Here is a 25,194-nt window from a genome sequence, read left to right on the forward strand (position 1 = left end):
GACAAAAAATACTAAAACATGACCTGTAACTAATAACCAGAAAAACGGTCTAATATATTAATTAATGTAAAAGAAAGGAAGAAGACGATGAAGAAGTGGACTGTAATTTTTATCGTTGCTGCTATTTGTTTAACAGGAGGCACATGGTGGATTTATTTTTCTCAGCAAGAGGTTTCTGCTCAAAGTCATATTTTATCCGATCAAGTTTTTAAAGCAGATTTTTCAAGGAGTATTAATAGCGATGCTCTGAAAAATGAGGAGGTGTATGTAACCGACCATTATGGCGATAAAGTAAAGCCGGATTATAAGCTAAAGAATAATGGAAAGTCCATTGAAATTTCAGGTCTATCAGAAGGCGATTACACGCTATATGTAGGTAAAAGGAAACATACTTTTCAGGTTCATGAGTCTATCCCGACTGTAAAGTCTCGAAAAGAGCTTGAGGAATATTTTAAGCTAGTGATGAGCACAAGGGAAAATATAGTCACAGAAGCAACAGATGAAATGGCGATGGAGGAATCCTCAAAGTCCGACAGTGCAAATCATTCTACTACTAACAATCAAGTAGAAGGAGTAGAAGAGGCAGATATTGTTCAGACGAATGGTTCTCATGTATTTATGATTAGTGAAAATAATATAATCATTAATGATATTGAAAATGCGAATAATATGAAGCTTGAAAGTAAAATACAATTTACAGACTCATTTTATCCTAGTCAGCTATTATTAAAAGACGAAACGCTACTAGTAGTTGGGCAAAAGAACATTTACCATACTTTGGAGGCTAGAGATAATGAGTCAAGAATAGAGCCTGCCTGGGAAAGCATGACAAGTGTTTTCCTATATGATATTTCTGACCCGACATCTCCGAAGCTGATTAGAGAACTAGCCTCAGAGGGTTATATGAACGGTGTTCGTTTAAAAGAAAATGTCCTTTATATAGTTTCTACTATTATGCCTAGATATTGGATGATGAAAGAAAATAAAGATATAGAGTTGAGACCCTTTACGTATGATTCAAAGGTAAACAAAGAGGCTCAGCCGTTGGATTATAAACAAATCTCGATATTGCCTAATTCATTAGACGGGAATTATACGGTTATAACCACGCTTGATATTTCGGAGCCTATAGAGAATGAGGCTAAAACAAAGAGCTTTCTCGGAGGCAGTCAGGATTTATATATGTCCACAGAGAATCTTTACCTAACTTCCGCCATTTATAAGGAGGAGGGGGCTAATACAAGTAGAAAGATGGTATGGGGACCGGGTAAGCTTGACACGGTTGTCTATAAATTCTCTCTTAAAGAAACTACAGTAGACTTTGTAGGAACAGCTACGTTACAGGGAACGATTCTTAACCAGTTTTCTATGGATGAACATGATGGTTACTTTAGAACAGTTACTACCACAGGGGACCTTTGGGATGAAAGGAATCCCTCAGAGAACAATTTATTTATATTAGATGAAGATATGAAATTGGTAGGTTCTATTACAGGATTAGCAAAGGAAGAAAGAATTTATTCGGCAAGGTTTATGGGGGATAAAGCATACATGGTAACATTTAGAGAGACAGATCCATTGTTTGTGATTGATGTTGCCAATCCTACTAAGCCTCAAGTGCTTGGTGAATTAAAAATCCCAGGGTTTAGCAACTATTTACATCCGCTAGGTGAATCGCATTTAATCGGGTTTGGGTATGAAACATCATCCGTTGTGCCTGTCGGTAGTAAGGAACCTATTATACAGACGGAAGGGATTAAGATTTCTTTATTCGATGTGAGCGATTTTGGCAATCCTAAGGAAGTGGATACAGAGGTAATTGGTGGGCAGGGAACATACTCCCCTCTTGTATATGACCATCATGCCTTATTCGAACATAGCGAAAAGAATCTTTTTGGCTTTCCCGTTATAATTTATGAAAAAAAGGAAGGCCAGGAATATAGCAGCTATAAACAGGATGGGGCAATCATCTACGAAATAACACCGGAGAAAGGAATTGTTTTAAAGGCGGATTTACTTAACAAGGTGAACCAAGCACAGCAATATGAGGAATGGGGAACGATGATCCACAGATTGATTTACTCGGATAACTCTATCTATACAATTGGGATGAAGGAAATGAAAAGCTATCATATGGATACATTTAAGGAAACGGGCGTCCTTTCTTATTAAATTCAATAAATATGAACGTAGTTATGGATATCACTGTAAGCATTGATGAATGTCACTGCACATGCTCAATTAATTGGATGCTTGGTAGTTTATTAAAGTGTTAAGTCGACATTAGTCAATTTAACACTTTTTTCTTTTGCCTCCATCACTTTTTAGTAGGCTATTTATGAAATTAACTAAGGTAAATGTTATATTAGATTAAACATTTCTTATAAGGGAAATTAATAAAAAAGAGGTTTTGAAGATAAAGGAAGGTGAGCGGCAATGAAAACGGATTATGAGCTAGCGGTAGAGTGCTGTTTACTTGCTGGTAAATTGATGATGGAAAGTGGGGCAGAGACATATCGGGCAGAGGATACAATGGACAGAATGGCCTTATCACAGGAATTAACCCAATCCCAAAGCTTCGTTACCCCAACTGGAATCCTATTTAGCGGAAAAGACAATCTTCCAACAAGATTAGTAAGAGTAAATAATAGAACAACAGATTTAGAAAAAATTGCCCTCGTAAATGCAGTTTCTCGTAAATTGGCCTCGGCAGAAATAAGCTTGGAAGAAGCATATAAAGAATTAAAAAGAATCGATGAAGACCATAAAATGATTGCTTTTTGGATTCGTATAGCAGCATCCGCGGTTGCATCAGGTGCATTTCTGTGGTTATTCGGTGCGTCCTTAATAGATGTTCCTCATGCCATGCTTGCTGGTGGAATAGGCTTTGCCGTTGCTGATTTATTGGAGAGAAAAACAAGAGTCAAATTCTTTGCAGAATTTTTTGCTGCACTTATCATTAGTATGATTGCCACACTTGCCGTTCGGTATGGATATGGAGTTGAAATCGATAAGATTATTATTGGATCGGTAATGCCCCTTGTTCCTGGTTTGCTTATAACAAATGCGGTCAGAGACTTGATGGCAGGGCATTTTATGTCGGGACTATCCAAGGGAGCAGAAGCTTTTCTAACTGCTTTCGCTATTGGAGCAGGAGTGGCGTTTATATTATCTTTATAAGGAGGGATCGAGATGACTTTTGTTCTACAAGGTATCATAAGCTTTATTGCTGCTGCCGCATTTGGGGTGATTTTTAATGCACCGAGAAAATCCCTCATCTACTGTGGATTAGTTGGTATGGTCGGTTGGCTTGTATTCTCGATTATGAGATATTACAACGATGATCCCATTGTGTCTACCTTTGCGGGTGCATTCTCTATTGCATTTGTTGCTCATATAATGGCGAAAAAATTTAAAATGCCAATGATTATATTTAGTGTTGCGGGTATTATACCGCTTGTTCCAGGAGGTTCTGCTTATAATGCAATGAGAAATGTAGTCGAGGAGGATTACGGAACAGCTGTAGAATACGCTGCGCTTGCCTTAATGATTTCCGGAGCGGTTGCAATGGGGCTAGTGTTCGCTGAAATCATAACACAAATATGGCTACAGACTTTGAGGAAGAAGAAAGTAAAGCCTAGCTGAACAAATAATCCTCCCCGTTTTGTGAGGGTGCAGTTAAGTAGATTACATAAAGCGGCTCCCGAAATTATATATTCGGGAGCTGCTTTTTTTATAAAAGAGGAAGTGGGAGGAGAGGTGACGAAAAAGTATAGGATGAAAAAGAAATGGGGGAGCTTCATATGAGATGTAGGGTAATTGGAATGTGGGGAGGATATCCAAAAGAAAATGGACCTTGCTCAGGCTATCTAATTGAACAAGGTGACTTTTCTGTGCTAGTAGACTGTGGAAGTGGAGTATTAATGGAAGTTCAAAAGTATATAGACTTGAATGATATAAACCACGTCATGCTGTCTCATTATCATTATGATCATAGTAGTGACATCGGTGCTTATTTGTTCTCCAGATTAGTTAACACTAAGATTGGTAGAGCAAATGAGCATTTACAAATATACGGACCTAATGATGAGGATATAAAAAGAAAGGTGGAGGAAGTAGAGTACTCTAAATTCTCCTCATTAAATGAAAAAAGTGAGATACATATTGGTCCCTTTACTTTCACCTTTTTGAGGAATATCCATCCGGTCGAAACTTATAGCATTAAAATTGAAAGTGAAAATTCAAAAATAGTGTATACATCAGATACAAGTTATATGAAGGAGCTAATTGATTTTGCTGAGGAAGCTGATTTACTAATTGTAGAAAGTAGTTTATATGAGGATATGGATGGCAGTTCATCTGGACATATGAATTCAAAGGAGGCAGGGCTTCTAGCTAGTCAATCTAAAGCAAAAAAAGTAATCTTAACACATCTTCCACACTACGGAGATTTAGAAAACCTACTGAAAAGTGCTAGAAATGAAGGAAATGAAAATATTGATCTAGCGACTCCTGGAATGCTTATAGAGTTGTAAATAGGGGGAAGTGTGATGATCCATATAATAAGGTTAAGGTGTATTATCTATCTTGCTATACTATAGAAGAAGAGGTCCTGAGCAATTCAAGACCTCTTCTTTACTATTATACATTTTCTGTAGATCTAATTAACTTTTCAACTTGATCTGCAGTAATTGGTTCGCTAATATAGTAGCCCTGTACTGCATCACAGCCCATATCCTTTAGTGCATTATATTGTTCCTTTGATTCTACGCCTTCTGCAACAACCTTCACGCCAAGAGACTGTCCAAAATGGATTAAACCTTGGATCAGTTGCTGAAGTTTTTCTTGTTGCATGATGGAATTTACAAAGGATTTATCTATTTTTAGCTTGCCTATTGGTAGTAACTGTAAATATCTTAAGGAAGCATAGCCCGTACCAAAATCGTCTAATGCAAAAGTTATTCCTTCTTGATGAAGGGTCTGCATTTGCTTCACAATATTTTTTTCTGCCTCAGCTTCCAAGGCAAACTTCTCTGTAAACTCTAATTGTAATAATTCTGGAGAACAATTATATTTTTTTAATGCAGCCCGTATAGCCTTTACCATATTTTTATCTCTAAATTCTCTTATGGAAGAGTTATAGCTAACCTTAACGGATAAGCCTTTTTCTTGCCAGATTGCAGCTTGTTCGCAGGATTTTTCTAGCATAAACATACCTATTTCATTTATAAGTCCGGTTTCCTCTGCTATTGGGATTAACTCGTCTGGGTTAATAACTCCAAGAACTTCGTCTTCCCAACGAACTAAAGCTTCTACGGAAGTAACTTTCCCAGAAGTCACTTCACGTTGTGGTAAATACATAACATGAAAGTCATTATGGTTGAGTGCTTCTATTAATCTTTTTTCAATTTGTAGGGATCTGGTAAGCTTATGATGATCCGATTGAGAAAGGGATGAAATGATTCCCCCGCCCTCTAATTTTACTTTTTGAAGTGTTGTATTTGTTGCTTTTAAAAGATGCAAATAGGTCTGTTGGTCTTCAGGGAATCTAGTGATTGCTCCACTTACGGTTATTGGGATAACTTTGTTTTCCACATAAATTGGGTTTTGTTTTAAGAAATGTATGAACCCTTCAATATACCAATCGCTTAGTGGAGTGATTACAGCAAAGTCATCTCTGCCCGCTCGAGCTATAATAGAATCTTCAAAGTAGATTTTTAATCTTTTTGTTAGCTCTATCATTAGGAAGGATTCTGTTTCAACATCTAGTATTTCTTTTAACGTATAAAATTGATTGATGCTTATAAAAACAAATGAAAAGTTCTTTTGCTCCTCAATATGCTCGTTAACAACTTGTTCTAAACGATGTCTACTCATCAGCCCTGTTTCTGCATCTACATAAGCAATTTCTTCTAGGCGGGTTTGTAATAATTTTTTTTCTGTAACTTCTTCTTCCAAAAGAATATAGTAAAGCGTATTATTTTCAATATCCGTAATTGGAATAGCTATAAGGTCGACCCAATAGCTAAGCCCGTCTTTAGTCATTTTTTCTACTGTACCTTGATAAGTACTGCCTTTTTGAATCGAGTTCATTATTCCATCTGCTACGGCAATATGCTCAGACGTATTAGGAAAGAGCTGCCAAAAGGATTTACCCACGATTCTTTTAGGGGTCCAGTTACTCTTTTTAAGGAAAAGATCGTTTGCGTGCATAATCAATCCTTCCTTATCAAGGTAGAGAACCATAAAGCTATGGGATAAAGCTTTCTTCAAGATTTCAAGTTCAAATGAAGCTGTTTGATCTGAACTTTTTATTTGATCGGTATCAAATTGGAATAAGACGTACGTTATATCATGAATAGTTAGGGATTTTAGTATAAGCGATGTTTTTAATAATTGTTTATCCTTTTTATACAATGTTACTGAATTAATGCGAATTGGTTCTTCTTTCGCGATAATTTTGTCCCATTTGGCAATAAGGTGACCGTGGGTATAATCATTAAAAAACGGTAAATTTGAACCCTTTACTTCTTCAGAAGTATATCCAAAGTGCTTTTCTGCTTCTTGGCTCCACCAAACGATATGACCACCCTCATCTGTTAGAAAGGTAGGGTATGGTATATGATTTAACACAGCTTCACTTAAATCCAGTTGTTTTTCCTGCAGATACATCGTCAGTCCCCCATAAAAATTATCTAATAGTAATTATACAGAATATAGATAATATAGTCATTAGTATAGAACAATATATTCACGAAAAATTAAAATATGGGTTAAAATACCTAACAAATATTTGAGTTACAAGGGAGGAAGTCAACATGAAACGATCAAAGGGAATAATTTTAATAATTATTGGGTCTATTTTGTGGGGGGCCACAGGACCCATGATGGAGTGGGTCCTACATAATAGTGAGTTAAGTGTGTCTTTTTTCTTAACCGTAAGGCTAATTGTTGCAGGCATTAGTATTTTAGTGTTTTTAACATTTCAACAGAAAAAGGTATTTATTATATGGAAAGAACCAGTCTGGTTGAAGCAATTATTTATCTTCGCTTTACTGGGAATGCTTGGAATACAATATACATTCATAGCTGCAATTGAAGCTAGTAATGCTTCTATAGCAACCCTGCTTCAATTTCTTGGTCCTATTTATATCATCATATATGTTTCCTGGAAAGGTAGGACGTTTCCCCCTAAATATCAGGTGGTAGGAATAATAGGGACATTGGTAGGCTTATTTTTATTGTTAACCAATGGGAACGTAAACCAGCTTTTAATAAGTAATGAAGCATTGTTCTGGGGATTATTGCTTGGAATCACCTTTTCTATATACACTGTATATCCGGCAAGGCTAATGAAGGAGTGGGGGGTACTAGTTGTAGTAGGCTGGGGAATGCTTATTGGAGGTATTGTTTTAGCATTACTCTCTCAAGTTTGGAATAGTAATGAATGGAGCGAATTGGTGAGTTATCCTCTCATCATATTTGTAGTACTTATAGTTTTAATGGGGACGATTGCTTTTGTTATGTTCCTATCAAGTATGAAATACATAACAGCGGTAGAAACGAGTATTTTATCCAGCATAGAGCCTTTGACAGCAATGATTATCTCGGTATTTTGGTTTGGGCAAATATTAGGAGGCTGGCAGTATACAGGGGTATTAGTCATGCTAGTATTTGTGACTTGGCTCTCAGTAGCAGGTGATCTAAAATTGGACCGTTTTAAAAAGAAGAAATAAATCTAAATTTAGGGTATTACAGTACCCTATCTTTAAAATAAACAGATTATTAATTTTTTTCTATTTATTACAGTAGGGATGTGGCATAATAGGTTTTACAGTAATTAGTTCGAGTGACGAAGAATTTAGGAGTGTTTTATGTGAAGACCATATTTTCTTATTTAAAGCCTTATAAATGGCTTGTAGTAACAGCTTTACTTTTTATGTTGATTGAGTTATCGGTAGAGCTCATTCAGCCACTGTTAATTGCAGTTATTATAGATGAAGGAATTGTTGGAAGAGATCAATCATCTATTATTTTCTGGGGAAGTATAATGCTAGTGCTTTCTTTCGTTGCCTTTTTAGCTGGTATCATCAATACTTTTATAGCTTCGCATGCTGTACAGAGCTATGGCTTTGATATTCGACAGGCTTTGTTTAAAAAAGTTCAATCATTTACGATGACTACTTTCTTAAAGTTTCCGACTTCTAGTTTAATTACTAGATTAACAAGTGATGTTACTATTACTCAGAATCTTATCTTTATGGGTCTTCGGATCATGCTTAGAGCACCGTTGTTAGTAATAGGAAGTATTATCATGTCGTTCATTGTTCATCCAAAACTTGCCCTATATCTAGTAATCGGTGCTCCTTTTCTATTAATTTTTCTTTATGTTATGAGCAGAAAAGGACTTAGCTTGTTCTCTAAGGTACAAAAAAGTGTAGATAATGTAACACGTAAGATACAAGAAAACTTGCAAGCGGTAAGATTGATTAAAGCCTATTTAAGAGGAGATTTTGAAGCTAGTCGTTTTGGGAAGGTAGCTAACATTTTAAAGGTGGATAATGTGAAGGCCTTTAGAATTATGGAATTGATCCTCCCAGTCCTGCTATTTGTTATGAATATAAGCTTAATGGCAGTTCTCTGGTTTGGCGCTAAGGAAATCCAAACGGGTGGAGCACAAATTGGAGAGTTAGTAGCGATCGTCAATTACGCTATGCGAATGACAGGTGCATTTTCTATGTTTTCTTTCATCATTATATTCTTTTCCCGAGCAAAAGCTTCTTCAGAACGGATGGAGGAGGTACTGCTGGTGAATGAAGGGATAGAAAATTTTGAAGGTGGAATGACTGAGCATCTTTCTACTATTGGTAAGCTAGAATTTCAAAACGTTTCCTTTACATATCCAGGAACGAACGCACCAGTACTTAAAAACGTTTCCTTTACTGTTGAACCAGGATCTAAACTTGCCATTATGGGAACCACTGGTTCGGGAAAAACGACCCTGCTAAATTTAATTCCTCGCTTCTTTGATGCAACAGAAGGCAGGATTCTTATCAATGAAAAAGAAGTACAGGAATGGCCATTAAAAGAACTTAGACAGGTGATTGGGTTAGTCCCTCAGCAATCTATTCTCTTTACCGGTAGTATAGAGGAAAACCTTGGATGGGGAGACTCCACTGCTACGGAGGATCTATTGAGGGAAGCTGCAAAGCAAGCGCAGATACACAATTCGATTGAACGCTTCCCAGAGCAATACAACACTAGAGTTGGTCAAAAAGGCGTTAATCTGTCTGGAGGGCAAAAGCAAAGACTATCTATTGCGAGGGCCTTAGTCCGTAAACCAGAAATTTTACTATTAGATGATAGTACTAGTGCGTTGGATGTTGCTACAGAAAATGCATTGTGGGAAGCATTAGAAGGAGAAAATGCCACTATGCTCGTAATTACTCAAAAAATTAGAACTGCTAAAGGAGCAGATCAAATTCTTCTCCTGGAAAATGGAGAAGTATCGGCATATGGGACGCATGAGGAGCTTATGAAAAAATCTTCGCTGTACAGAGAGATTGCAGAATCGCAACAGGAGGTGGACGAACAAGATGAGCTTCATTCGTAAACCTTTTGGCTATGAACCCGTTATTACAAAGGAAGATTTGAAGAAGAATAACAAAAAGAAAGTAGAAAAGGTATCTGATTGGAAAGGGGTACTTAGCAGGTTATGGAAGCTAGTAGATGAACAACGATTTTTACTAATCGTTGTCTTGCTATTAGTAGTAGTAAGTTCTGCATTATCCTTGTTAGGCCCTTATTTAGTAGGGAGAATTATTGATGAATATATTACAGTAAGTGTATTTGAGGGCTTAGCACGCTTAATAGGCATTCTAATTGTTGTTTATATATTCTTATCTATTTCTATGTACTTACAAAGTTATTGGATGATTGGTGTAGCGCAGCAAACTATTTATCGTCTACGAACTATACTATTCAATAAGCTTCAAAAGCTACCTGTTTCTTTTTTTGATAAGCGTCAGCACGGTGAGCTGATGAGTAGAATGACAAATGATATTGAAAATGTCAGCCAAACCTTAAACTCTTCCTTTATCCAAGTGTTTTCTAGCTTACTAACATTAGTAGGAACAACTGTGGTGATGCTTATGTTGAGTCCATTACTAACCTTGGTTACGCTAATTATTGTTCCAGTGATGTTCTTTGCAATGAAATGGATTACTAAGCGAACATCCAAATTATTTAAGGAGCAGCAGCAGGCGGTTGGGGAATTGAATGGGATGATTGAAGAAACAATCTCTGGCCAGCGAATCGTCAAAGCCTTTTCACAGGAGCAGCGGATGCTAGAGGATTTTGCTTTAAAAAGTGAACGCTTGAAAAGAACAGGGTTTTGGGCGCTTACATACTCAGGATTCATACCTAAAGTAATGAACCTGCTGAACAATACAAGTTTTACATTAGTTGCCGCTGCTGGGGGTGTCCTTGCCTACCACGGCTATGTTTCAATCGGGGAGATCGTTATTTTTACAGAGTATGCCCGCCAATTTACAAGACCTCTAAACGATTTAGCCAATCAATTCAACACCGTACTTTCTGCAATTGCTGGTGCGGAGCGTGTTTTTGCTATTATTGATGAGCCAGAAGAGCAGGATACAGTACTGGAAAATAAAGATTTGAAATTGAAGGGTAATGTAACTTTTGAGAATGTAACCTTTAAATACAATACAAAAGATGAAAAGCCTACGATTGAAAAAGTTTCCTTTCATGTAGAGGCAGGAAAGACAGCAGCGCTAGTTGGAGCCACCGGAGCAGGGAAAACAACTATTATGCAGCTGTTAGCCCGCTTCTACGAGACAAATGAAGGGAAAATTATAATTGATGGTATCGCGATCGACCAAATGCCTCGCTATACGTTACGTAGTCAGACGGCTTTTGTATTGCAGGACCCTTTCCTTTTTGAAATGAGCGTAAAAGAAAATATTCGTTATGGAAAACTTAATGCTACAGATGAAGAGATTATCCAGGCTGCTAAAGAAGCAAATGCTCATGAATTTATTGCCAAGCTTCCAAACGGCTATGATACAATTCTTTCGGCAGACGGTGGAGAAATCAGTCAAGGTCAAAAACAGCTACTTTCTATTGCACGAGCATTAGTCGCAGATCCAGCAATATTGCTGTTGGATGAGGCAACCTCAAGTATTGATACAGTTACGGAATTGAAAATACAAGAGGCTCTTGAGAGATTAATGGAAGGCAGAACGAGCTTTGTGATTGCGCACCGATTAAATACGGTAAGAAAAGCAGACTTAATATTTGTCATGGAAAATGGAAAGCTGATAGAATCAGGTTCACAAGAGGATCTTATAAATGCGCAAGGTCGTTTTTATAGTATGCTTATGAATTCAAAGATTTAGAAGGGAAGTATGGACTTGGACATATCAGTCATGACAGTGTCGATTCCAATTGATATGGAAACACGGGAAGAGATGGAAAACTTAATAGAGGAAGCTGCTCATGTCGATTTAATTGATTACAATCATTTATTAAATACGTCAGAGCTAACAGATTATTTCTTAAAGGGATTTTGCATTTTAGCATATAGCGACGAATCGGATCAATTGGTTGGAGTATTAACTGCTGTTGATAGATTAGCTACTTTAGATTATGAATGGAGCGCTGTCGTTCTTCCAAGTGCCCGCAAATTAGGCATTGGAGGAAAATTACTACAAGAACTACAAAGAAATTTAGAGCTAAGAGGAGCCTCTAGAGATATAGCTTTAGTTGCAAGCGTTGCAAAGACGGGACAATATATGCTGAGCACTCGAGGTTATTCCTACGAACTTTCCGAAATTACGATGGTTGCTAATGCAGATTCAATACAAGTGGATAGTCCGTTTGAAGTGACGCCTTTTCAAAATGAAGGTGAAGAGCTAATAGAAGTTCTAGAAAATGCTTTTGGGGATACAGCAGAAGAGGCACAGGAAATGATTGCCTTTAACCTGCAAACACCGAACCGCAAGCTGATGCTTGCTAAACAAGAAGGAAAGGTTCTAGGCACAACTACTATTGTAGAAAATGAAGATCAGCTTTGGATAACTGGCTTAGGTGTGCATAAAGAGGCGCAGGGCAAAGGAGTAGCCAAGGCACTATTGAGCTGGTGTAAGCATGAAGCTTATAAACTTGGGAAGACACAAGTCTATTTGGACGTAGAAACCGACAATGATATTGCCTTCTCTATTTACGAAAAACAAGGCTTCCAAACAGTAGCTAATACGTTGTTTTATAGAAAAAATGGCGTGGTGGAGTAAGATAAGAGGATAACTAGATACATATTTTGTATTTAGTTTAGTAAAGAGAAATATTTAGATTGTAGACAACCTCAGGAGACATTTGAGATTGGCTACAATCTTTTTTTATTTTGTTAAGTATAAGATTTCACAATTGACGGCTTTTACATTGTCATAAAAAATATGTAACAAGAAAACATTTACAAACTCTAAACATAACACCTATATTATTTTCATAATATCTTTATAAGATGAATGTAGAAACATTCAATCGTAAAGGAGCGATCTTATTGGGGTTAAACGATCAACATGTAACAATGAAAAATTCAGACAAAAGGTTACATTCTATGCGTATTACCCATGTAAAACAAAAAATTCAACTTACGTTACAGTGGATGATTTTAAAGAAAACGCGACCACCCAAGCACAAATACATAGCAATCCCCAGACGGAAGTCTATTATTCCGTCAAAACTTAAGTAAAGAACCATTTTCTAGTTTCCTTTAGCCGTGGCTATTTGTAGATCTCGTCGTGATAGGAGTCGGTATCACGATTTTTTTATGTTTAGGAAATTTTAAAGTTCTGAACCTGTGGATAAATTGATGTCTAGCTCCAGCGCCTTGCCCCTCGGGGTCAAATGGATAAAAGCTGCTCCTGCGCAAGCTCGTCGCAAACAAGAGCGTTTGTGGTGGCTGAGGAGCTGCCTCCTCGCTTTTCCCATTTGCCTGTCGGGGCAGACATAGGCGCTTGCGCTTTTCTTATGTTTTTAGAAAATTCATTTCCATTATATTCTACGTGAAGATATACTTAATGTATCTATATGAGGGGGGCATACCATGAAAATTTATGCACACAGAGGCTCGGCTGGAACTCATCCAGAAAACACAATCTCAGCATTTAAAGCAGCGGCGGCTTTACCGATATTCGGAGTAGAATTTGATGTTCATATGACAAAGGATGGAGAACTTGTCGTAATTCATGATGAAAAAATTGACCGTACTTCTAATGGACAAGGCTTTATAAAAGATATGACTCTTTCCCAGTTAGAAGCGTATGACTTTGGAGCTTGGTATTCTCAAAAGTGTAGAGGAGAAAAAATACCAACCTTAAGAGAAGTATTATATGTGTTTAAAGATACTCATCATCATATTAATATTGAATTGAAATCAGATATATTCCCTTATGAAGGGATGGAGGACAAGGTAATTGAAATGCTCCAAGATTACCGGCTAACAAATCGTGTCGTAGTTTCATCCTTTAATCACGAGGTAATTCAAAGTTTTAAAAGGAAGGCTCCAAATATAGAAACTGCCATTTTATTTATGGAAGTAATGATTGCTCCTCATAAATATGCAGATTTAGTAGGAGCAGACGCGTTACATGCTTTTTTCCCAACGGTTATAAGAAAGATGGGTCATGACGCCGTAGCAAGCGGTAAAAAGGTGCGTGTTTTCACAGTAAATGATGAAGCTTACGTGGACATGTTAGAAGAGATTGGGATCGATGCTATTTTTACTGACTACCCAAAGAAAATGCTAGACTACTTAAATAGTGGGAAGTAGTAAAAGGAAAGTGTGAAAGTAAAAAATCACACTTTCTTTTTTATATGAACTTTCATCTACTACTGCACCGTCTATTCTTTGCTTGTACTTTTCCTAATAAATAGGAAAGCGGAATAAAGAAGTAGGTCGTGAACTGACAGGTGTTACAGTATTTAATTCTATTAAGGAAGCTGATGTAGCTATGAAATTTTATCGAAAATACATTGATAAACTGTATTTTATGATAATTAAAAGAGTCCATTTTAAAAAATGAACAAAATGGACTCTTCTTCAGATGATTTCAGTTGGTTTATTACCAACCTGGTAGTCCAACACTATTTTAAAATTTGTTAGGGAATTGTTTTACGACTCCATTTGAAAGTGTATCAGCAAGCTTGAGGATATGATCTATCCCTTTATCTAAAGCAATAATACTTGAATCCCAATCCTTTGCCAATCTTGCCTTTACATCCTCCGTAATCAATTCTAAATGCATTTCCAAAAATTCTTTTAATTCTTCATTAGGCAAATTGGGATTGGCTTTGCTAAGGAAATCAGCTATATCGTCTGCGTTTTTATACCATTCTTTATTGTATCTTTCAAAATTAGCATTGTTACCGCTTTTTGCCGTATCGACAACTTTTCCGGCAAGGAGGATATGGTCCTTTAACAGCTCGGTCAATTTATTGCCTGCTGCTTCACCATAATACGGCTTGAAAGCATTCCCTATGTCTTCCTGATTCTCTAATAACCTTGCTAACACCTTTTCTTGATCGTCAAGACCTTCCAACGTACTTACAATATAAAGTCTCGTCCACATGACGTGATCAGTCCATAGCTTTCTTATTTCTCCTTTCAGCTGACATGCAGCTTGGCTAACACATTGTTCTTGGGGTACGTTTTCTTGCGCTTCTGTAGTTAATGGAGAGGCAATCAAAACAAGGGCCATTAACCATACGGCTGACTTCAAAAACTGATTTCTCATACTATTTGCTCCTTTTTATAGAATTAGAAAAATGTCCTTGTTATTTTAGCTTTATTCTCTGATTTTATTCTTCCATACAAAAAAGTACTTAAGCTTTTACTTAAGTACTTTTTAAAGGATATCAACCATTTTTTAATTACTTTCTTATTGGAATTTAAATGGGAATCTATCCGTGTATAGACATATGCCTTAAACAAAATATCGTTTATTTTTTTAGCAATAGATACATAAAGTAAGGAGCACCGATAAGAGAAACTACAATACCGGTTGGAATTCCACTAGGTTCAAGTATATTTCGTCCAATCGTATCAGCTAACAGCAATAGCCATCCGCCTAATAGAATTGCAATTGGTAAAAATAGTTGATGTCTTGGACCTACAAGCGACTTTGCGATATGGGGAGCCATTAAACCAATAAAAGCAATACCACCCGTAACACTCACTGCAGCTGCTGCTAAAGCCACAGCTACCATTAAGAATATTATACGTTCCTTTTCAATGGAAACACCGACACCAATTGCGGCCGGTTCACTCAATCCTAAAAGATTTAATCGATTCGCTCGATACATCGTAAATGGCACGAGTACGATGAGCCAAGGGAGTAAGGCTAAAATAAACGGCCAGTCCGCACCCCAAATATTTCCTGCCAACCAATTAGCTATAAAATCGACTTTTTTAGTATCAGCAGAAGAAATGAGAACAATCATTAAGCCGGAAAGCGCCATGGAAAAGCCAACCCCTATTAAAACTAGGCGTACTGGCTGGAGTCCAACTTCTCGATTATAGGAAAAGATATATATTAGAAATGCAGTAAGTAAAGCTCCTAAAAATGCCACAAGAGGTAACAGATAAATAAATGAACCAGGATCTATTGGGAAAAATAAAAAAAACAAAGCAATAGCTACACCTGCTCCAGAATTGATACCAATTATTCCAGGGTCGGCTAAATCGTTTCGAGTAATCCCTTGGAGTATAGCTCCTGATAAGGCAAGAGCCATGCCGGCAAGTAAGGTAATAATAATTCGTGGGAGCCTAATAGAAAATAGTACAAACTCTTCTTTAAAGGAGCCATTTCCTAATATAGTTGGAATCAAGCGATCAAAGGATAGAGAAGAATAGCCAATTCCCGCACTCACGAAAGCAGTCACTAAAATTAAAACTAGAAAGCTAACAAACAATATACGTTGTTTTTTTATAACTTTGGGATGAATCATTGAAATATTTTCCCTCCTTTTCGAACAATCAATAAAAAGAATGGTAGACCCATTATTGCAATGATTGCCGCTACAGGGGTTTCATATGGAATATTAATTGTACGACCGATAGTGTCTGCTAAAAGCATTAGTATAGCTCCTAAAATAGCGGACATAGGGATAATGAATCGATAGTCAGTGCCGACAATGGCCCGAACGATGTGAGGAACCATCAAACCAACAAAAGCCATGTTACCAACTAATGCAACGGATGCGCCAGTTAATAAGATAACTACTAAAAATAGAATGGTCTTCACTAAAAAAATTCTTTGCCCTAATCCAACTGCTACCTCTTCATTCAAACTTAAAATAGTAAGCTGTCTAGAGAGTAAAAGTGAAACAATAACGCCTGCTATAACAAATGGAGCAATGACCTGTAGTTGACTCCATGATGTACCAATTAAACCACCGGAGGTCCACATAGATACATCCTTTGATATTTTAAAATATATACCGATTCCATCTGCAATCGCATATAAAAAGGTTGAGACGGCAGCTCCTGCAAGAACAATACGCAAAGGAGAGAATCCGCCTTTTTTAGCAGCTCCTATGCTGAAGACTAATATAGCCCCTAACGCAGAACCAACAAAGCAAGCAAATGTAATACCTAAATAGTTGGTAGCCGGTAAGAAAGCAAGAGTTACAGCTAAAGCGGCATTTGCCCCAGAGGTTAGACCAAGTAGTCCAGGATCAGCTAAAGGGTTTCTTGTCATTCCTTGCATGATAGCTCCCGATATAGCCAAGGCTGAACCTACAATAATTGCAGCCACCTCACGAGGTAGGCGTATTTCTCTAATAATATTTATTGAATCGTTGTTTTGGGATGTGAAAATTGCATTCCACACATCTACAATGCTAGTTTCTGCAGCTCCAAAAATGATAGCAAAGCCAAACATAATGATAAGTAGGAAGCAGCTTATAATAAATTTAATACTAAAATGCAGAGAAGAGTTCATATTTTAGTTCCTTTCTGACATGAAGAAGGAGGAATTCCTATTATGAATCCCTCCAATACACTATTTACTGTTTAAAAAATTTTCCTTAAAGAACGCTAGTTGATAGTCTAAAGATATTGGATCGTTAAAATAGAATTCCTCTGCAACAGCCTCAAAAACTCGACCTTCTTTTACGGCAGGAATATTTTTGTATACATCCGTTTCTTGGAAGGAGTTATCCTGTGTACCTACTTTACTGAAAATAATGTAATCTCCTGCATATTCAGGCAGGACTTCAAGCGATAAAGCATAAAATCCATCTTTTAAAGCCATTTCCTTTACTTTTTCAGGCATTGCTAGCTTCATTTCCTGATAGATAATTTCTGTTCCTCTACCCCAGTTATCACCAAATACATATAATTGCTTGTCAAAATTCTCGATAACGGAGACAGTTGTATCTTTACCTATTTTGCCTTTAATTTCTTCACCTGCTGTTTGTGCACGTTTCTTGAAATCATCTATCCATTCCTGAGCTTCTTTTTCTTTATTTAATAGTTTTCCAATTTCTAAATGTTGTGTAAGATAATCGACTTTTCCATAAGTAAAGGTAACAGTTGGAGCAATCTCTTTTAACTTATCCAGGTTTTTAGCTGTGGAAAGTCCAATAATTAAATCCGGCTCTAACTCAATAATTTTTTCCAAGTTATCCTCTGAAACCTCTTCTACATCCGCGAAATACTTATCAAACTGCGGATTAGATTTTGACCAAGCATCGACACCTACTAGGTTGACTCCAAGTGCTGCTACGTTCCCAGCATAGGTAGATACCACAACTACTCGTTTCGGATCAGCAGGGACCTCAATTGGACCTTCCTCTGAATCATATGTAATAGTAGTAGATTCTTCTACACTATCTTTACCTGTACCATTTGTTTCAGTTGGTTCGTCATTATTACAAGCAGTAATTAATAAGATAAGTAAAAACAATATTGGTATAAGAAGCTTTTTCATTTTTTATATTCTCCCTTTAGTAGGTTATATGTAATGCACATTGGTTTTTCTGTCCGAGGATCTATGCCAATTTCGGCATCGATTTCGAAAACGTCTCTTAAAATCTCTTTTGTAATGACTTCCTTGCAATTACCAGCTTTAATAATATGGCCTTCTTTTAGAGCAATAATATAATCTGCAAATCGTGCAGCTTGGTTCAAGTCATGCAAAACCATAACAATTGTTCTTTTTTCTTGAACATTTAATTTCTGTAAAAGCTCTAGTACTTCCAATTGGTGGGCCATATCGAGATAGGTAGTTGGTTCATCTAAAAAGATGATTTCCGTTTCCTGTGCAAGCGCCATAGCAATCCAGACTCTTTGACGCTGTCCTCCTGAAAGTGAATCTACTGGTAGATATTTAAAACCAATGGTTCCAGTCACTTCCATTGCCCAGTCTATTACCTCATAATCTCTTTTGGTGAGACGTCCAAAACCGCTTTGGTAGGGAAATCGACCATAGGACACGAGTTCACCAACGGAAAGTCCACTTGCACTTTCCGGCGTTTGGGGGAGAATCGCCATCTTCTTAGCAAGCACTTTTGTGTTTTCTCTTGAAACTGTTTTCCCATCTAACAATATAGATCCAGATTGATGGGGAATAATCCTCGTAATTGCTTTTAGAAGGGTGGATTTGCCACAGCCATTAGGACCAATTATTGTTGTAATTTTTTGGTCAGGAATCTGTATAGATAGCTCCTTCACAATAAGTTTTTCTCCATAGCCTATAGACAAATCTTCCGTATAAAGGCGAACCATTTAAAAACCTCCAAACTAACAGTTGATAAAATAAATGAAAACGATTATCATTATCATAAAGAAATCATATGGAATTTTTGGGGAGAAGTCAACAATAAATTTCAAAGGGGATTACAGTATATGCGTGATATATTTGATGTAACGATAATTGGTGGTGGTCCAGCAGGCTTATATTCTGCTTTTTATAGTGGGTTACGAGAAATGAAAACAAAGATCATTGAATTTCAACCTCAACTAGGTGGTAAAATTCATGTCTATCCCGAAAAAATGATTTGGGATGTGGGGGGGCAGCCTCCAATCTCGGGTGAACGATTAATCCATCAGCTAGTAGAGCAGGGGTTAACATTTAATCCGGAAGTAGTATTAAACGAAAAGGTAGAAGCAATTGGTAAGGATAACGAAGTCTTTTGTTTAACTACAGCTTCTGGAGAGATTCATTATTCCAAAACGATCATCCTAGCAATCGGGGGTGGAATCCTGAATCCTCTTAAACTAGATATACGTGGAGCTGATCGCTTTGAAGTTAGTAACCTAAACTATACGATTAAATCTATTCGTCGCTTTAAGGATAAAACTGTCATCATTTCAGGTGGAGGAAACTCTGCGATCGATTGGGCAAACGAACTGGAGCCAATTGCCAAAAAAGTATTTGTAACTTACCGCAAGGATGCGTTAAATGGACATGAAGCTCAAATAACTCAATTGATGAATAGCTCAGTAACTTGCTTATTCAATACGTCTATTACTAAGCTGATCGCTTCTAATAACCGTGACATTATTGAACAGGTAGCCCTTTCAAACAATGAAACAGGAGAAATTACTTACCTTGAAGTGGATGAAGTCATTATCAATCATGGTTATGAAAGAGATGCAGAGTTGATTGAAAAAAGTACGGTAAATATAGCAGTAAAGGATGAATATTACGTAGCCGGCACCAGTAAAAGTGAGACGTCCGTTCCAGGTATTTACGCAGCTGGAGACATATTAGCTCATCCAGGAAAACTACACCTAATCGCAGGTACCTTTCAAGATGCTGCAAATGCCGTCAACCAGGCAAAACAATTCATTGAACCAGATGCACATAGCTTTGCCATGGTATCCTCTCACAATGAGATGTTTAAAGAAAAGAACAAACAAATGCAAAAACAGCTTATTTAAGAAGACCCTATGTCTGTCCAAGACAAGTGATGGTAAAGAGTGAACCTAAATGGAGCGAAAAGTGCACCTAAAAGTTGAAGAATGCCACCTAAAGAGGAGTAATTGACACCTAACTGGGGGAATCGCACCTAAACCTAGAAAAGTGTTACGTAAATGGAGAGAAAAGTGCACCTAAAAGTTGAAGAATGCCACCTAAAGAGGAGCAAATGCCACCTAACCAGTGGAATCGCATCTAAAGCTAGAAAAGTGTCACGTAACCTGGAGAATCTGCACCTAAATATAAAAAAAGTGCTTACCATAATTAGGAGAAGGCACACCATTTCACAAAAAAAGGCTTCCCTAACTGGGTAGCCTTTTTACCATTTAGCCTTGTGCTCTTCAATGCATCCTAACATCTGCTGGATAGTTAGAGTAGTTCCATCTTCTAATTGAATCTTGCCATTATAATACCCCATCATCTGATTTACTTCCGAGGAGACCAACTTTACATCTGTCTTCGCTACTCGATGAAAGAAAGGGGTAAAGGTGAGATCAACATCTTTAGAAAACTTAGTCTTAATTTTCCACGGGACCATGAAATCAGTGTTTTGATACTGAAACACTAAATCTTCATGAATTTTAGATAAATGACCGTCTACAATAACAGCATTTTCGGTCATTCCAGTGCCATCTGTCCATTTACCTCCAAGATTGAGGCCAATTTTTCTTGCCCCTACACGTTGAGATGCAAAACCCCAGTTCCAAATTGCCTCGCGAGGCCAAACGCCTCTTCCATAGTCGAGTACTGCAAAGTTATCTTCGCCTTGAAAGGAATAAGAGGAACTACCCATCTTCACAAAGCCTTTAGCAGGAAGGAGGTGATGCTTCGCAGTAAATTGGAATTGAGTTCGATTCCATGGAATAACCACATTTAAAGAATCCTCATCTGGTGGATGAGAAATAACCAAATCAGCATGCAAAACTTCTCCATCAAAATCTGGAACTGTAACTGTCATATGAGTTTCATTTTGAAGATATAGGAGCTGAATGGACATTTCCTCAGACTGTAATCGAACGCTTTCCAGTACATTAGTTGGCATTTTCACCTTTGTACCTAATGGAATAGTTACCGTTCTTTCGACAAAGCGTTGCGTCTCATAATTTAGGAAATAAACAAAACAGACAGCAGCATAATCTAAATGACTAATAGTTACTGAAAATAGGACTTCATCTCCAAAGATGCACCAATAATTCCATTTTTTCTTTCGCATATAGTGACCTTTAAGATTGCTTTCAATTATAGGTCTTCTAGCGAATCCAATTGCCTTCGGATTTAAATTTCCCTTATCATCGCAGAGCAAAGTCGGCACTAAGATTTCCTTTTCTGCATGTTGTCGCATCAGCCAACTTCCTTTCCCAAAAAATAGAATAAAAGATAAAAGATTGTTCAGTTAACTTCATACTAGCATATATTCTTCTTAAATACATATAAACAAGATAGGAGGAGGTGGTAAAAATGGCAAAATATAATAGAAGCGCTGCCGTTCAATATGCGGATCAATGGTGGAACAGCTATAATCCTAATTTCCCTATATTTGATGTGGATTGTACAAATTATATTTCACAATGTTTATTGGCAGGTGGGGCCCCTATGAGAGGGCAGCCAAATAGGGAAAAAGGGTGGTGGTTAAGTAACAATTCATGGAGCTTGAGCTGGACGACACCCCATTCGTTGCGGTGGTACTTAGCTGGATCTACAATTGGATTGCAGGCAACACAGGTTAATTCCGCAAGCCAGCTAACACTAGGAGATTTAATCTTTTATGATTTCCAAGGGGATGGAAGGTGGGATCATTCTACGATTGTTACAAGGGTTGAAGACGGTGTGCCGTACGTGAATGCTCATACAAACAACAGTAGAAATAGATATTGGGAATATCAGGATTCCTATGCGTACACCCCTAATACGAAGTATGTATTCTTTCATGTTAAGGATGATTTTTAAGTAAACTACGCATACCAGAACAATAAAAGCTCCCGAACCTACTCGGGAGCATTGATATTTAAAATGTCTTTCTTACTTAAGGCAAATACCACAGGACTGCAATTGTATCCTCACCTGCATGTACTGCAAGAGAAGTACTTATCTCACCTATGGTTACATCTAAATTCGGACAAGATAGCAAAATAGTTTCTTTTAAGCTTTCCGCTTGCCCAAGAGCGTTGGCATGCATAATATAAACAGTCTCGATACCATCATTTTCAACAGAGTCTACAACTTTATCCACTAAATATTGAATTGCTCTTTTATGGGAGCGTACCTTATCTAGCTCCTGTAGCTGTCCCACATTATTTATTTGAATAACTGGTTTTATTTTTAAGAGACTGCCTAAGTAAAATTGGGCACTACTTAAACGTCCACCTTTATATAGCTGAGTAAGATTACCGATTAAGATGTAGTTTTTAAACTTTGTAGCCTCTGCTTTTAGGTGTTCTACTATTTCGGTATAGCGCAGTCCCTCATGCTGTAGTTTTATACCCTTTTCTACTAAACCAGTAATTCCAGCAGATAGGGATAAGGAGTCTATACAATCTACATGCACTTGAGCAATTTGTGCTCCAGCAACAGACGATGAAAGAGTCCCGCTTAAACTATTTGATACATGTATGGCGATGATGGATTCGTACTCTTTACTTAACTTCGAGTAAAGCTGAGCAAACTCACCTGCTGATGGCTGGGAGGTTTTTATAGAATCCGCACCATTACGAATTCGTTCGTATAACTGCTCAGACGTTAAGTCTACTCCATCTACAAATTGCTCAGTACCGAAATGTATATTAATCGGAACTATAAAGACATCGGGATGTGCTTGTAAATAATTATTTATATATGCGCTGCTATCAATAACCCATGCAATTTTATGTGGAATCATTCTGTACATCCTATCTATATATATTTACGATAATAATGTAGCATATTCAAATGTAAGTGTTATATTGACTAGTTGTTTGTTTCTTTTGACTTGCTCCACCAACGTTCATTCCAGGAATCGACTATATCAAACCGATGACGGAAAAGAATAATGGCAATAGCTAGAGATAAGGGGGCAAGCTCTCGGTATTCCGGTATAACTAAGCATAAAACACCATATGCACTGAAGGCGAAAATCATGCTTAAGGTTGCACTTCTGGAAAGACCTAAGAAAAATAAAAAAATAATAGCTAGCATTCCAAATAAAAATGGATTAAGTGCTAATGATACCCCAATGAACGTAGCTATTCCTTTGCCTCCTTTTCCTTTTAACCAAACAGGATATAGGTGCCCTATGATGACGAAGAATGCTGCAATCGAAATAACCATAATCGAAAAATCTAAATAATGTCCAATATAAAGTACGAGAACCCCTTTTAAAGCATCTCCAAGAAAGGTTAAGATGAAGGCAGTCTTACCTAGAACAGCTCCTGCATTTCTAGCACCGAGATTCCCACTTCTCATGTGCCGAAGATCAGTTTTCTTCCATTTGCCAATCCACCAGGCTGTAAGAATGTTGCCGACAAAATAGCTGAAAATCCAGTAGAGAACCAACAGATCACCTCAAAATAACATTTGTATTGTTTCCTATTTATACTATATTTTACACTAAGTATACCTGCTGCATACATAATTCTAGTAGTAACTGAAGACTTTTAAAGTTTCATAGAAATTGGTATGATTAGAAGGATAAAAAAGACTGACAATTAAGAGGGTGTTAATATGACGGAACAATCATTATCAGTACGTGAAGCAATTATCCAAAGAAGATCTATTAAATTATTTAATGGAGAGCTAGTTGATCGAGATACATTAGTGTCTATTATGGAGGACGCTCTTTGGGCTCCTAATCATCAGATGAGACAGCCATGGCGTTTTATCGCAGCATGCGGCGAAGAAGGTTTAACAGAATTACATGAGCTGTTAAAAGAATATGGCATTCCAAAATGGAAAGAGCTTTCAGAGGATGCTCTAGAGAAACAAATGCAAAAATTTAAAAATCCTGGAGCATACCTATTTGTCATTGTTCCGGAAGATGCACGTCAAAAGGAACGTTTAGAGGATTATGCAGCAGCTAGTATGCTTGTGCAGAACATCCAACTTCTAGCTTGGGAAAAAGGTATTGGATCATGCTGGAAGACACCAGGATTCCTAGACAATCCAAAGTTCCGTGAAGCTTTAGGAGTTCAATCTGGAGAACGTATTATCAGCATGTTCCAGGTCGGTTATTACAATGAAGCACCTCAACCAAAACCACGTAAGAGTATTGATGAAGTAGTAACATTCTTTGGCAATCAAAAGTAAAATGCAAAAGGCAAGCAAAAAGAGGGGAATCCCTGCTTTTGCTTGCCTTATTTTTTATAGTAGGGGGGAACTAGGCCGCTTTCACTATGAAGAGATACTGTGTTTCGATCAACTATATAATGAATTTTGTAAGTTCCGTTCAAATACCCCTTTTCCCAGCTTTCTGTGAAGGTAACAATATACTCATGATCCCCTCTTTTTCTTGCAGAGGATTTTCTAGATACCTGAAAGCCTTCAATTTCCCCATTCCATTTCTTTTTATCCTTTGGAAAGTTACTAGAAATAGTACCTTCTCCAGATGTAGCACGTTCAATTGCCTCTTCACTAGTAAAAGAGGGCCGTGTCTCAGACGTAAGGGAGAAAATTGCCCATAGTATTAGAGTGAGGGCAACCGGAATAAGAAGTCCGAATTTAATATGGCGACCATCCATATTTTGAGTGTATAACCATCTATCCACTAGGCCGTATATGAAGGCCGGAACTACTCCTAAAAATAGTATGTCTAAATCCTGGAATAAGAAAATACCACCAAATAAGCCATGTAATAAAATATATAACCAATTATACTTGGGTAATATTTTTCTTAGCATTAATTCTAAAACAATAGAAACAGCTGTCCCATATATGAAAATGATGATACCACCGTAGTAAAAAAATAGGGAAGCCCAGCCAATAAATTCTACTCCACGATCATATGAAAGAGAATCGTTGCCAATCAGGCCATAAGAAGAAAAGCTTAAAGCAAAAAGCATGGCAGTGATAAGAGTGGTAACAACTTTTCTAGCGATTAATTTGATCACTTGGTCTTTCATCAATTTCACCCTTTAATGGAATATTAACTCTTGTTGTAAGAATTATACAGTAATTAAACAATAAAAAGCACAGGAATCTATAAGACTCCATGTGCTTA

The 25,194-nt window shown here is 37.3% G+C and carries 22 protein-coding genes; 12 read left to right on the forward strand and 10 right to left on the reverse strand.

Annotated features, from left to right (window positions below):
• Positions 1 to 87 precede the first annotated feature (87 nt).
• From NSQ95_RS02520 to NSQ95_RS02535, 4 genes are all read left to right on the forward strand, one after another.
• Positions 88 to 2,172, forward strand: a complete 2,085-nt coding sequence (locus NSQ95_RS02520) for a beta-propeller domain-containing protein (protein ID WP_342560190.1) — start codon at positions 88 to 90, stop codon at positions 2,170 to 2,172.
• 264 nt (positions 2,173 to 2,436) lie between these two features.
• Positions 2,437 to 3,180, forward strand: coding sequence for a threonine/serine exporter family protein (locus tag NSQ95_RS02525; RefSeq protein ID WP_340885707.1), 744 nt, complete (start codon positions 2,437 to 2,439; stop codon positions 3,178 to 3,180).
• A 12-nt stretch (positions 3,181 to 3,192) separates the two neighbouring features.
• The gene (locus NSQ95_RS02530; RefSeq protein ID WP_340885704.1) at positions 3,193 to 3,645 is read left to right on the forward strand and encodes a threonine/serine exporter family protein; all 453 of its coding nucleotides are present in this window, start codon (positions 3,193 to 3,195) and stop codon (positions 3,643 to 3,645) included.
• A 158-nt stretch (positions 3,646 to 3,803) separates the two neighbouring features.
• Positions 3,804 to 4,535, forward strand: a complete 732-nt coding sequence (locus NSQ95_RS02535; protein ID WP_342560191.1) for an MBL fold metallo-hydrolase — start codon at positions 3,804 to 3,806, stop codon at positions 4,533 to 4,535.
• Between the two features lie 106 nt (positions 4,536 to 4,641).
• Here the strand turns inward: NSQ95_RS02535 and NSQ95_RS02540 are convergent, their stop codons facing one another.
• Entirely contained in the window at positions 4,642 to 6,672 is a 2,031-nt protein-coding gene (locus NSQ95_RS02540; RefSeq protein WP_340885699.1) for an EAL domain-containing protein, read from the reverse strand.
• 146 nt (positions 6,673 to 6,818) lie between these two features.
• Between NSQ95_RS02540 and NSQ95_RS02545 the strand changes: the two genes are divergently transcribed.
• The 5 genes from NSQ95_RS02545 to NSQ95_RS02565 all read left to right on the forward strand — a co-directional run bounded on the left by NSQ95_RS02545 (position 6,819) and on the right by NSQ95_RS02565 (position 13,852).
• On the forward strand, positions 6,819 to 7,736 hold the full coding sequence (locus NSQ95_RS02545; protein ID WP_340885697.1) for an EamA family transporter: 918 nt from the start codon (positions 6,819 to 6,821) through the stop codon (positions 7,734 to 7,736).
• A gap of 140 nt (positions 7,737 to 7,876) precedes the next feature.
• Entirely contained in the window at positions 7,877 to 9,613 is a 1,737-nt protein-coding gene (locus NSQ95_RS02550) for an ABC transporter ATP-binding protein (protein ID WP_342560192.1), read from the forward strand.
• The gene (locus NSQ95_RS02555; RefSeq protein WP_340885693.1) at positions 9,597 to 11,417 is read left to right on the forward strand and encodes an ABC transporter ATP-binding protein; all 1,821 of its coding nucleotides are present in this window, start codon (positions 9,597 to 9,599) and stop codon (positions 11,415 to 11,417) included. The genes NSQ95_RS02550 and NSQ95_RS02555 overlap by 17 nt, the downstream gene beginning before the upstream one ends.
• A gap of 15 nt (positions 11,418 to 11,432) precedes the next feature.
• Positions 11,433 to 12,311 (forward strand): GNAT family N-acetyltransferase, encoded by an 879-nt coding sequence (locus NSQ95_RS02560; RefSeq protein WP_340885690.1) that lies wholly within the window; start codon positions 11,433 to 11,435, stop codon positions 12,309 to 12,311.
• A gap of 815 nt (positions 12,312 to 13,126) precedes the next feature.
• Positions 13,127 to 13,852 carry a glycerophosphodiester phosphodiesterase gene (locus tag NSQ95_RS02565; protein WP_298473625.1) on the forward strand — a complete coding sequence of 242 codons (726 nt, stop codon included), beginning with the start codon at positions 13,127 to 13,129 and terminating at the stop codon, positions 13,850 to 13,852.
• Positions 13,853 to 14,171: 319 nt separating this feature from the next.
• Here the strand turns inward: NSQ95_RS02565 and NSQ95_RS02570 are convergent, their stop codons facing one another.
• From NSQ95_RS02570 to NSQ95_RS02590, 5 genes are all read right to left on the reverse strand, one after another.
• Positions 14,172 to 14,816: a glycosyltransferase gene (locus NSQ95_RS02570; RefSeq protein ID WP_342560193.1), complete on the reverse strand. Its 645-nt coding sequence runs from the start codon at positions 14,814 to 14,816 to the stop codon at positions 14,172 to 14,174.
• A gap of 205 nt (positions 14,817 to 15,021) precedes the next feature.
• Positions 15,022 to 16,029 carry an iron ABC transporter permease gene (locus tag NSQ95_RS02575; protein ID WP_340885680.1) on the reverse strand — a complete coding sequence of 336 codons (1,008 nt, stop codon included), beginning with the start codon at positions 16,027 to 16,029 and terminating at the stop codon, positions 15,022 to 15,024.
• Entirely contained in the window at positions 16,026 to 17,024 is a 999-nt protein-coding gene (locus NSQ95_RS02580; RefSeq protein ID WP_340885676.1) for an iron ABC transporter permease, read from the reverse strand. Before NSQ95_RS02580 ends, NSQ95_RS02575 begins: the two co-directional genes overlap by 4 nt.
• Positions 17,025 to 17,084: 60 nt before the next feature.
• A complete protein-coding gene (locus NSQ95_RS02585) occupies positions 17,085 to 18,014 on the reverse strand; it encodes an iron-hydroxamate ABC transporter substrate-binding protein (RefSeq protein WP_342560194.1) in 930 nt (309 codons plus the stop codon).
• Positions 18,011 to 18,811, reverse strand: a complete 801-nt coding sequence (locus tag NSQ95_RS02590) for an ABC transporter ATP-binding protein (protein ID WP_342560195.1) — start codon at positions 18,809 to 18,811, stop codon at positions 18,011 to 18,013. The genes NSQ95_RS02585 and NSQ95_RS02590 overlap by 4 nt, the downstream gene beginning before the upstream one ends.
• A 120-nt stretch (positions 18,812 to 18,931) precedes the next feature.
• On the opposite strand from NSQ95_RS02590, the gene NSQ95_RS02595 reads away from it, so the two are divergent.
• A complete protein-coding gene (locus NSQ95_RS02595) occupies positions 18,932 to 19,969 on the forward strand; it encodes an NAD(P)/FAD-dependent oxidoreductase (protein WP_342560196.1) in 1,038 nt (345 codons plus the stop codon).
• A 356-nt stretch (positions 19,970 to 20,325) separates the two neighbouring features.
• Here the strand turns inward: NSQ95_RS02595 and NSQ95_RS02600 are convergent, their stop codons facing one another.
• Entirely contained in the window at positions 20,326 to 21,348 is a 1,023-nt protein-coding gene (locus NSQ95_RS02600) for a DUF2804 domain-containing protein (protein WP_340885665.1), read from the reverse strand.
• 116 nt (positions 21,349 to 21,464) lie between these two features.
• Between NSQ95_RS02600 and NSQ95_RS02605 the strand changes: the two genes are divergently transcribed.
• The gene (locus tag NSQ95_RS02605; protein ID WP_342560197.1) at positions 21,465 to 21,953 is read left to right on the forward strand and encodes an amidase domain-containing protein; all 489 of its coding nucleotides are present in this window, start codon (positions 21,465 to 21,467) and stop codon (positions 21,951 to 21,953) included.
• 76 nt (positions 21,954 to 22,029) lie between these two features.
• Here the strand turns inward: NSQ95_RS02605 and NSQ95_RS02610 are convergent, their stop codons facing one another.
• Complete coding sequence (locus NSQ95_RS02610; protein WP_342560198.1) at positions 22,030 to 22,881, reverse strand: DegV family protein; 852 nt, start codon at positions 22,879 to 22,881, stop codon at positions 22,030 to 22,032.
• A 68-nt stretch (positions 22,882 to 22,949) separates the two neighbouring features.
• On the reverse strand, positions 22,950 to 23,534 hold the full coding sequence (locus NSQ95_RS02615) for a glycerol-3-phosphate acyltransferase (protein WP_342560199.1): 585 nt from the start codon (positions 23,532 to 23,534) through the stop codon (positions 22,950 to 22,952).
• A 168-nt stretch (positions 23,535 to 23,702) separates the two neighbouring features.
• Between NSQ95_RS02615 and NSQ95_RS02620 the strand changes: the two genes are divergently transcribed.
• Positions 23,703 to 24,284 carry a nitroreductase gene (locus NSQ95_RS02620; RefSeq protein WP_342560200.1) on the forward strand — a complete coding sequence of 194 codons (582 nt, stop codon included), beginning with the start codon at positions 23,703 to 23,705 and terminating at the stop codon, positions 24,282 to 24,284.
• Between the two features lie 47 nt (positions 24,285 to 24,331).
• Here NSQ95_RS02620 and NSQ95_RS02625 read toward each other — a convergent pair whose 3' ends face one another.
• Positions 24,332 to 25,096: a hypothetical protein gene (locus NSQ95_RS02625; protein ID WP_342560201.1), complete on the reverse strand. Its 765-nt coding sequence runs from the start codon at positions 25,094 to 25,096 to the stop codon at positions 24,332 to 24,334.
• Positions 25,097 to 25,194 lie beyond the last annotated feature (98 nt).

It is taken from the genome of Psychrobacillus sp. FSL W7-1457 (assembly GCF_038593405.1).
Lineage (GTDB): Bacteria > Bacillota > Bacilli > Bacillales_A > Planococcaceae > Psychrobacillus.

Excerpts from the sequence above, each read along its gene's own strand:
- NSQ95_RS02520 (WP_342560190.1), top strand. The coding sequence starts at position 88 with ATGAAGAAGTGGACTGTAATTTTTATCGTTGCTGCTATTTGTTTAACA.
- NSQ95_RS02525 (WP_340885707.1), top strand. The coding sequence starts at position 2,437 with ATGAAAACGGATTATGAGCTAGCGGTAGAGTGCTGTTTACTTGCTGGT.
- NSQ95_RS02530 (WP_340885704.1), top strand. The coding sequence starts at position 3,193 with ATGACTTTTGTTCTACAAGGTATCATAAGCTTTATTGCTGCTGCCGCA.
- NSQ95_RS02535 (WP_342560191.1), top strand. The coding sequence starts at position 3,804 with ATGAGATGTAGGGTAATTGGAATGTGGGGAGGATATCCAAAAGAAAAT.
- NSQ95_RS02540 (WP_340885699.1), bottom strand. The coding sequence starts at position 6,672 with ATGTATCTGCAGGAAAAACAACTGGATTTAAGTGAAGCTGTGTTAAAT.
- NSQ95_RS02545 (WP_340885697.1), top strand. The coding sequence starts at position 6,819 with ATGAAACGATCAAAGGGAATAATTTTAATAATTATTGGGTCTATTTTG.
- NSQ95_RS02555 (WP_340885693.1), top strand. The coding sequence starts at position 9,597 with ATGAGCTTCATTCGTAAACCTTTTGGCTATGAACCCGTTATTACAAAG.
- NSQ95_RS02565 (WP_298473625.1), top strand. The coding sequence starts at position 13,127 with ATGAAAATTTATGCACACAGAGGCTCGGCTGGAACTCATCCAGAAAAC.
- NSQ95_RS02570 (WP_342560193.1), bottom strand. The coding sequence starts at position 14,816 with ATGAGAAATCAGTTTTTGAAGTCAGCCGTATGGTTAATGGCCCTTGTT.
- NSQ95_RS02575 (WP_340885680.1), bottom strand. The coding sequence starts at position 16,029 with ATGATTCATCCCAAAGTTATAAAAAAACAACGTATATTGTTTGTTAGC.
- NSQ95_RS02580 (WP_340885676.1), bottom strand. The coding sequence starts at position 17,024 with ATGAACTCTTCTCTGCATTTTAGTATTAAATTTATTATAAGCTGCTTC.
- NSQ95_RS02585 (WP_342560194.1), bottom strand. The coding sequence starts at position 18,014 with ATGAAAAAGCTTCTTATACCAATATTGTTTTTACTTATCTTATTAATT.
- NSQ95_RS02590 (WP_342560195.1), bottom strand. The coding sequence starts at position 18,811 with ATGGTTCGCCTTTATACGGAAGATTTGTCTATAGGCTATGGAGAAAAA.
- NSQ95_RS02595 (WP_342560196.1), top strand. The coding sequence starts at position 18,932 with ATGCGTGATATATTTGATGTAACGATAATTGGTGGTGGTCCAGCAGGC.
- NSQ95_RS02600 (WP_340885665.1), bottom strand. The coding sequence starts at position 21,348 with ATGCGACAACATGCAGAAAAGGAAATCTTAGTGCCGACTTTGCTCTGC.
- NSQ95_RS02605 (WP_342560197.1), top strand. The coding sequence starts at position 21,465 with ATGGCAAAATATAATAGAAGCGCTGCCGTTCAATATGCGGATCAATGG.
- NSQ95_RS02610 (WP_342560198.1), bottom strand. The coding sequence starts at position 22,881 with ATGATTCCACATAAAATTGCATGGGTTATTGATAGCAGCGCATATATA.
- NSQ95_RS02620 (WP_342560200.1), top strand. The coding sequence starts at position 23,703 with ATGACGGAACAATCATTATCAGTACGTGAAGCAATTATCCAAAGAAGA.
- NSQ95_RS02625 (WP_342560201.1), bottom strand. The coding sequence starts at position 25,096 with ATGAAAGACCAAGTGATCAAATTAATCGCTAGAAAAGTTGTTACCACT.